The sequence below is a fragment of the Deltaproteobacteria bacterium HGW-Deltaproteobacteria-6 genome (assembly GCA_002840435.1).
Taxonomy (GTDB): domain Bacteria; phylum Desulfobacterota; class Syntrophia; order Syntrophales; family Smithellaceae; genus UBA8904.
Genome location: PHAT01000016.1, coordinates 1 through 8,120 on the forward strand (window position 1 = coordinate 1; position 8,120 = coordinate 8,120).

9 protein-coding genes and 1 tRNA gene are annotated in these 8,120 nt (G+C 50.0%); 1 reads left to right on the plus strand and 9 read right to left on the minus strand.

All coding sequences use genetic code 11. The annotated features are described in order from the left end of the window. Nucleotides 1–17: 17 nt before the first annotated feature. Nucleotides 18–92 (minus strand) — tRNA-Gly (locus CVU71_18240). Between the two features lie 195 nt (nt 93–287). On the opposite strand from CVU71_18240, the gene CVU71_18245 reads away from it, so the two are divergent. Then, nucleotides 288–587, plus strand: a complete 300-nt coding sequence (locus tag CVU71_18245) for a ribosome assembly RNA-binding protein YhbY (protein ID PKN16909.1) — start codon at nt 288–290, stop codon at nt 585–587. Nucleotides 588–595: 8 nt separating this feature from the next. Here the strand turns inward: CVU71_18245 and CVU71_18250 are convergent, their stop codons facing one another. The 8 genes from CVU71_18250 to CVU71_18285 form a co-directional block, all read right to left on the minus strand. Next, entirely contained in the window at nt 596–2,281 is a 1,686-nt protein-coding gene (locus CVU71_18250; GenBank protein ID PKN16910.1) for an energy-dependent translational throttle protein EttA, read from the minus strand. A gap of 33 nt (nt 2,282–2,314) precedes the next feature. Then, entirely contained in the window at nt 2,315–3,043 is a 729-nt protein-coding gene (locus CVU71_18255) for an MBL fold metallo-hydrolase (protein PKN16911.1), read from the minus strand. Then, nucleotides 3,009–3,836, minus strand: coding sequence for a hypothetical protein (locus tag CVU71_18260; GenBank protein PKN16912.1), 828 nt, complete (start codon nt 3,834–3,836; stop codon nt 3,009–3,011). Before CVU71_18260 ends, CVU71_18255 begins: the two co-directional genes overlap by 35 nt. Before the next feature lie 58 nt (nt 3,837–3,894). Next, nucleotides 3,895–4,101, minus strand: a complete 207-nt coding sequence (locus tag CVU71_18265; GenBank protein ID PKN16913.1) for a hypothetical protein — start codon at nt 4,099–4,101, stop codon at nt 3,895–3,897. A gap of 174 nt (nt 4,102–4,275) precedes the next feature. Further along, on the minus strand, nt 4,276–4,779 hold the full coding sequence (locus tag CVU71_18270) for a hypothetical protein (GenBank protein PKN16914.1): 504 nt from the start codon (nt 4,777–4,779) through the stop codon (nt 4,276–4,278). A 16-nt stretch (nt 4,780–4,795) separates the two neighbouring features. Further along, nucleotides 4,796–5,530 carry a thiol:disulfide interchange protein gene (locus CVU71_18275; protein ID PKN16915.1) on the minus strand — a complete coding sequence of 245 codons (735 nt, stop codon included), beginning with the start codon at nt 5,528–5,530 and terminating at the stop codon, nt 4,796–4,798. Nucleotides 5,531–5,685: 155 nt separating this feature from the next. Beyond that, a complete protein-coding gene (locus CVU71_18280; protein PKN16916.1) occupies nt 5,686–7,326 on the minus strand; it encodes a 2,3-bisphosphoglycerate-independent phosphoglycerate mutase in 1,641 nt (546 codons plus the stop codon). 52 nt (nt 7,327–7,378) lie between these two features. Continuing rightward, the gene (locus tag CVU71_18285) at nt 7,379–8,113 is read right to left on the minus strand and encodes a crotonase (protein ID PKN16917.1); all 735 of its coding nucleotides are present in this window, start codon (nt 8,111–8,113) and stop codon (nt 7,379–7,381) included. Nucleotides 8,114–8,120 lie beyond the last annotated feature (7 nt).

Sequence of the window (8,120 nt, forward strand, 5' to 3'; positions counted from 1 at the left end):
TGCCGGAAGGCTGAAAATGGAGCGGGCGACCGGGCTCGAACCGGCGACGTCCAGCTTGGGAAGCTGACATTCTACCGCTGAATTACGCCCGCTCACGGCTTGAGACTTTTATTCAAGAGGCTTTATTTGTCAAGGAATTTCTCGACACGCGACTTCTTTACATACGCTCTTTGTCTGTTCCGGATGCGGCAGCGGGATCCGTAATGAAATAATTAATATTAAAGTTTTTTAAAACGTTTAACTGTGTTATACGAAAAATCATCAAAATAACGATGGATGAACAACCTATGGAACCTCTTAAAGGCTCGCAACGAAAATATTTACGCGCGCAGGCGCATCATTTGAAACCGCTGGTGATCATCGGCGCCAAAGGCATAACCGAGCAGCTCCTCGGCTCGGTTGACCTGGCCTTGAAAGACCACGAACTGATAAAAGTTAAATTCGGCGAATTCAAAACCGCCAAAAAAGCAATGTCCTCAGAAATTGCCGAAGCCACTAAAAGCGAACTCGTCGGTCTGATCGGCAATATCGCAATCTTCTACCGACCCTGCCCGCAGACGGAAAAAAGAAAAATTAAACTACCTTAGTGACGGTGCTACCTTCTGGTCAGTTGCCGGTACTTGATTCGGTGCGGCTGGCTGGCGGCGGCGCCCAGTCTGCTTTTGCGGTCTTCCTCGTATTCGGAATAGTTGCCGTCAAAGAAAAGAACCTTGCTGTCGCCTTCAAAGGCCAGGATGTGCGTGCAGATTCTGTCCAGAAACCAGCGGTCGTGGCTGATGACGACAACACAGCCGGCAAAACTCTCCAGCGAGTCTTCCAGCGCTCGCAGGGTGTTCACGTCCAGATCGTTCGTGGGTTCGTCAAGCAGCAGGACATTGCCGCCTTCCTTGAGCATCCGGGCCAGATGTACACGGTTGCGTTCACCGCCTGACAGCATCCCGACTTTCTTTTGCTGATCGGTGCCGGAAAAATTAAACCGTGACACGTACGCACGCGAATTGATCTGCCGGCTGCCGACGGCAATCATATCCTGCCCATCGGAAATCATCTCCCAGATGTTCTTTTCCGGATCAAGCGCGTCGCGGCTCTGATCAACATAAGCAAGCTTCACGGTTTCGCCGATGCGGATCGTTCCGGAATCCGGTGTTTCCTGCCCTGTGATCATGCGGAAAAGCGTGGTCTTGCCGGCGCCGTTGGGGCCGATCACGCCGACGATACCGCCTGGCGGCAGGGAAAAAGTCATGCCTTCAACAAGCAGTTTATCGCCATAGCCTTTATTTACGTCTTTTGCCTCGATCACCAGGTCGCCCAGCCGGGGACCCGGCGCAATAAAGATTTCTCGCGTACCGGATTCCTTTTCCTGGGTTGTACCCAGCAACTCTTCATAAGCATTGATACGCGCCTTGGATTTGGCGTGCCGTCCCTTGGGCGACATGCGGATCCATTCCAGCTCGCGCTCCAGGGTTTTGATTCTTGCGCTTTCCGTTTTTTCTTCATTCTTCAGGCGGTTTTGCTTTTGCGTGAGCCACGAGGAATAATTCCCCTGCCAGGGAATGCCCTGGCCGCGGTCGAGCTCAAGGATCCAACCGGCAACATTATCCAGGAAATAACGGTCGTGGGTAACGGCAATGATCGTGCCCTCGTATTTTTGCAGATGATGCTCCAGCCAGGCAACGGATTCGGCGTCCAGATGGTTGGTCGGTTCGTCCAGAAGCAGAATGTCGGGTTTCTGTAAAAGCAGACGGCACAGGGCGACCCGGCGTTTTTCACCGCCGGAGAGCACTTTGATCAATGTGTCGCCGGGCGGGCAGCGCAGTGCGTCCATTGCCATTTCAAGTCGCGAGTCCATATCCCACGCATCCAGCGCGTCCATCTTCTCCTGCAGGGCGGCCTGCCGGTCGCAGAGCTTCGTCATTTCCTCGTCCGACATTTCCTCGCCAAACTTCTCGTTGACAGCGTTGTACTCGTTGATCACATCCATTGTGGACTGTACGCCCTGCTCCACAATCTGGCGCACTGTTTTAGCGTCGTCGAGACGCGGTTCCTGCTCCAGGTAGCCCACTGTATAACCCGGGGAAAGAATGGTCTTGCCCAGAAATTCATCATCCACACCCGCCAGAATCTTCAGAAGCGAGCTTTTGCCGGATCCGTTTAAACCGATCACGCCGATTTTCGCGCCGTAGAAATAAGACAGATAGATGTCCTTCAGCACCGGCTTTTTTTCATAAACCTTGCTGACTCCGATCATGGAGTAAATTACTTTGTTTCCTTCATTCGCCATGGAACGCTGGTCCTCCGGAAGAGCAGATCACCCTTAAATGTAGGGGAAAATATTCTGAATGATGATGTTGAAGTTGTCCTGAATCTTGTCATGGCCTTCGATCATTCCCATATGCCCGGGTAAAAGCAACTCGATATCGAGATCGGACAGCGTCACAATGCTTTTTTTCAGCAGCGATCCGTTGCCTCCAGGAAAATCCGTGCGGCCGACATTCTGCTGGAACACGACGTCGCCGCAGAACAGGGCCTTCTTTACAGGCCAGTAGAGGCCGATAGATCCGGGTGTATGACCAGGAATTGAAATCACTTTGAAGACCTGGTCGCCCAGCTCAAGCTTGCCGTCCTCCATCTGCATGTTGATCTGCATCTGCGGCACGGTGATGCCGAAGAGACCGTAGAGTTCGCCGCCGACGCCTTTGAGGAAATCCATTTCCTTGCGGTGCAGGGCGATCTTTACCTTTTCCTGATCAAAAAGTTCGGAGCCCTGAAAGTGATCGGGATGCGAATGCGTATTGATCACGTACTTGATGTCTTTCTTCTTGATGCCGTCATTGGCCATCTGATTGAGCAAATCGGGCAGATAGCGCGTCAGACCCGGATCAATAAGCGCCTGTACATTTCCTCCGATGTAGTAGCTGTTGCAGTTGTTGTCAAAGTAGTTTGCCCATTCGTAAATGTAAATGTCATCTCGATACTTCATTTCGGACCCTTTCCTCTTTCTATTGTTCTTATGATCTTGAATCTTTTGCCGCGCGCGGTGCATTCACTTTCTGATCCAACCACTTCGCCAGGTCAGCGGCGGATTTTTCCCAGCCCGTTTCCAGCATCGGCAGGTGAGCAAATTGCTGATATTCAATATAGTCAGCTTGCAAAAAATCGGCCAATCCCCTCTGCATGGATGCCGGAGCAACCACATCTCTGGCGCACCCGATAACCAGCTTTGGGCACTTTATCCTCGATGGATAGACAGGGTAGCCCTGAGTCACCTGATAGCCGACAACCAGAGATTCGGCAACAAACATGTCAAAAAAAGCTTTGCGTTCCTCCGGGGCAATGTTGTTGAGTACGGTCTGTTCCGCCATTGCGAAGGTCGGTTTAACCGGTTTCATGTTCATCATGCCCCACATGTTTTTGATGATCGTTCCGGAATAGGGCAGATCATTCTGAACTTCGAGGGCAACGCCAAGCGGGGGCGCACTGGCCATGGTAACGAGCGCGGTAATTGAATCGATATGTTCCGCTGTTTTCTGGGCAATCAATCCGCCCAGGCTGTGTCCAATCAATGCGCAATTTTCAATATTGAGGCGACGGATGACTTTTTCCACATCATCCAGATAGTCTTCCAGCGTCACCTGCGCCAACGCTTCTTCCCGATCCGACGGAAAATGGCCGCGCAAGTTCACCGCATAGACTTCCCATCCCTGATCAGCAAAGTATGGAAGATAATTCTTCCAGTACTGACTTGTTCCCCATGCGCCGTGAATAAAAAGCAGGGGACTGGCGTGCCGAATTTTCACGGGCCGGATTTTATCCAGCGCCAGATTTTCAATCTTCATCTTCAACAAACAGTCATTGCCTTTTCAGCTTGAATTTCTGCCCCCAATATTCAGTTTATCAGGTTTTTGCTTTACGCGGAACAAAAATCCAAAGCAGAATATAGACAAGGAATCCTGTCCCGACGCAAAGAGCCAGCAACGTAAACAATAAACGCCATACCCAGGAAGGAACAGGAGTGTGCTCTCCCAATCCGCCGCAGACGCCGCCAATCCAGCGGTCTGTCTCGGACTTTGTAAAGTTATGCAGCCAGTCATTTTGTGTCATGGATTCATCCCCCCCCGTAACAAACGATTACCGCCATTTCGCAGATCATCATCATTCATTTACGTTATTGGATGACCATCTGCCTTTGAATCTCTGAAACCACTCATGCAGACAAGCGAAAAAACTTTAATTTGACTGCCTTATTCCAAATTGTGTTCTTTGTGCCGCTTTATTTCATTTTAAGACGTTATCCAGAGGCATATCTTTCGAGCTGTGTCCAACTTTAACAATATTCCCTGCTTTGTCCAACAGCATGATCATGGGCACACCAATAACATTGTATGCGTTTCCAACGCTGCCGTCTTCATCCAGCAGCGTCCGATAGGGCAGTGAATTGCTCTGAGCAAACCTTATTACTTTTTTTGCCGGCTCCATGATGTTAATGTAAATAACCTCCAGACCACGCGGCGAATAGGTCCTATGAACTTCTTTATATTTGGGAATTTCCGCGCGGCATCCGGGGCACCAGGTTGTTCCGAAAAAAATCAGAACCGGCTTGCCTCGCTGAGCGCTCAGTCGGAATGTTTTTCCCTGCACGTCTTTGAGGGTAAAATCCGGCGCCTGGGTCAGCTCTGGCTTGAAGGGCGCATTGGGAATATACTGGCCCCAGGCAGCCGCTGGCGGAGCCAGGAAAACAACCATCAGGAAAGCCATAATAATATTAAAATATTTACGCATGGTACTCCTTTTTTTCTTAAAAAGACAGCGTGCCGGCAGTATACAGGAAATATTGGGCAGCGCCAATCAAAATAACGCCAAAAACCCTTGTGATGACAGTCATCCAGGCGCCGGACCGTGGGAGTGAAGAAATAAATCCCGTAAATGTACCCACCAGGATCAGGAGCGTCCCCATTCCAAAGGCAAAAATAAAGAGAAGGCCGATACCCATTATCAGATTACTCTTGAGTGCCACAAAACCCAGCAACACACCGAGCACCGGCGCGGTGCATGGACCGATCACAAAACCGGAAGCCGCACCCAGCAAAAAACTGGGAGCAAATCCTTTTTTCCCGCCGCCGGAATATTTAAGAATGCTTTGCGGAATCGGGATTGATATTTTAAAAACATCAAGCATGGCCAATCCCATGATCAGGCAAACGTTCGCCATGATAATATAGACAAGCGGGGTTGTCTGCATTTGCCCGAAGAGCCTTCCCGACAGGGCAGCCGCCGCTCCTAGGGCGGCATATGTCACGGACATCCCCAGAACATAAAACAGTGACAGCAGGAAGCCGCGTAGTTTTGATGATGCACCCTGCGCACCAATGAAACCGACCGTCACGGGAATGAGAGGATAAGTACAGGGTGTGAAGCTGATCACCACCCCGCCCAGATATGCCGCCAAAAATGAAAGAAAAACAGAATCTTGAATATACAAAGATACATTACTGACCAGATTTTCAATCAACCTTTTTACCCTCAATATGATTTATACAACAAACGATATGGAAATTACTTTCCAGCGTCAAGGAAAAAATTAACGGCGGGTGGCCAGATTCATCGTACAATCTTAAAGACAGGCAAAAAAAGAACAGGCGGATGGGCTGTTTTTTTTATGGTGCATAGCCTTTTTTTAGATCATGATCAACCGGCAGGCGTCATTTCTATTAATGACGGATCATAATCGTCCGGCTTCTCATACCCCAGAAGATTCAGAAGGGTTGCCGCTATATTGGACAGGCCTTTTTCCCGGATATCCGCCATACGATATTCCCCTTGGTAAAGGGGGTCATAAATGACAAAGGGGACCGGATTAAGGGAATGCGCTGTTTTGACTGATTTTGTGCCTTTTTTATCTGTGGTGAACATTTCGTCCGCATTGCCGTGGTCAGCCGTGATAACGGCAATGCCTTCCATTTCTTTGATCAGAACCACCAGATCGCCGACACACTTATCCACTGTTTCGACCGCGATAATGGCCGCCTCCATCACTCCGGTATGCCCGACCATATCACCGTTCGGGAAATTGAGCCTTCCGAATTTATACTTACCCGTCCGGAGCAGGTCCATAACTGTATCCGTTATCTCCTTTGCTTTCATCTTCGGAGCCTTGTCAAATTCAATCCTGTCGGAAGGAATCTCCACATATGTTTCAAGGGATTCATCAACGTAGCCGGAACAGTTGCCATTCCAGAAATATGTCACATGGCCATATTTCTGAGTCTCGGATACGGCAAACGCTTTTACGTTTGCCGCGCAAAGGTACTCGCTGATTACACGATCGATTGCCGGGGGCTGTACAAGAAAATTGGGGGGGATATGGGCGTCCCCGTCATACTCCATCATCCCGGCATAGAAAATATCCGGAAGGGGGCCTCTGTCGAACTCGGAAAATTCCTTCTCGGAAAATGCCCTGGAAATCTCGATAGCGCGGTCGCCCCGGAAGTTGAAAAAGATCACGGCATCGCCGTCCTTGATCGTCCCCCTCGGCATCCCCGAATCATCAGCTATGACAAAGGCCGGCAGATACTGATCGGTTGCTTTCGGGTCTTCCTCGTAATAAGTCTTCACCGCTTCGGAGGCGGACGGGAACTTTCTGCCCTCTCCCAGGACATGGGCCTCCCATCCCCTCTTGACGATATCCCAATCTGAATTGTACCTGTCCATGGTGACCTTCATACGGCCGCCGCCGGACGCTATGGCGTAATCAAGACCCATTTCTGCTGAAATCTTCCTTAGTTTTTCCTCTGTGGGAATAATGTAATTCAGCGCCGTTCTTTCTCCGACGTCCCTGCCGTCAAGCAGGGCATGGATCCTGACCCTTTTCAGATTCAGTGCGGCACATTTTTCGATCATGATGAATAATTGGTCAATATGCGAATGGACATTCCCGTCGGAAAGCAGCCCGATGAAGTGAATTGTCCCGCCCTTGTGGGAACGATGTACAATGGTGTCCCAGACGTCGGATTGAAAAATCCTTCCTGTTTTAAGTGCCGCATTGACAAGGCGTGCACCCTGGTCAAAGACCCTGCCAGCCCCCATGGCGTTGTGACCCACTTCGCTGTTTCCCATATCATCATCTGAAGGCAGTCCGACAGCCGTACCATGGGCCTTGAGTTGCGTGTACAGATCAGATTTGAACAATCGATCAAGGTTGGGTGTCTTGGCCTTGTGGACAGCATTCGTTTCATCTGCTTTGCCGATACCTATGCCATCCATGATAATCAGCAGCAGGGGACCTTTTCTGCCCGAAAAAGATTTCAATTTTTCAAGATGTAATGACATTCAAAAATCTCCTTGACCTTTAGCCTTTTTCCTTGATCCTCTAGTCTGGTATCTACTTACCTACAAATGCAGGTTTTCTCTTCTCCAGAAATGCCTTCATACCTTCCTTTTGATCCTGCGTTCCGAAGCATTGCGCAACCGCGCTTAATTCCAGTTTCACCGCATTGTCCAGTGACATGTCATAACCGTAATTGATGCTGTTTTTGGCCATTTTAAGGGCAAAACCCGGAAGCGTTGTAAATTTTTTGGCCATCTTTCCGGCTTCTTCCATCAGATTGGCAAGCGGAACCACTTTATTCACCAAACCGATTTCATACGCTCTCTGAGCGTTAATCTGCCCCCCGCCCAGAATAAGTTCCTTGGCAATGCCCGTCCCGACAAGTCTGGGCAGACGTTGCGTGCCGCCCCATCCCGGAAGAATCCCTATCAATATTTCCGGCTGCCCGAAAACCGCGTTTTCCGAAGCAATGCGAACATCACAGGCCAGCGCGATCTCCGTCCCGCCTCCCAGCGCAAAACCGTTGACGGCGGCAATAACAGGTTTCCCCATTGTCTCCATAAAGCGGAGGGTTCCCTGTCCTAGTTCCATAAATTTCGTTACTTCCACCGGGGTGTAATTCTGCATTTGCGATATGTCCGCACCCGCCACAAAAGCCTTTTCTCCCGAACCAGTCAGGATCAGCGCCTTCACCTCGTCATCCTGATCACACACCTGCAACGCATGGGCCAGTTCAGACATCACCTCGGAATTCATTGCATTTAAAACCTTGGGACGATTGAATGTAATGTTAGCA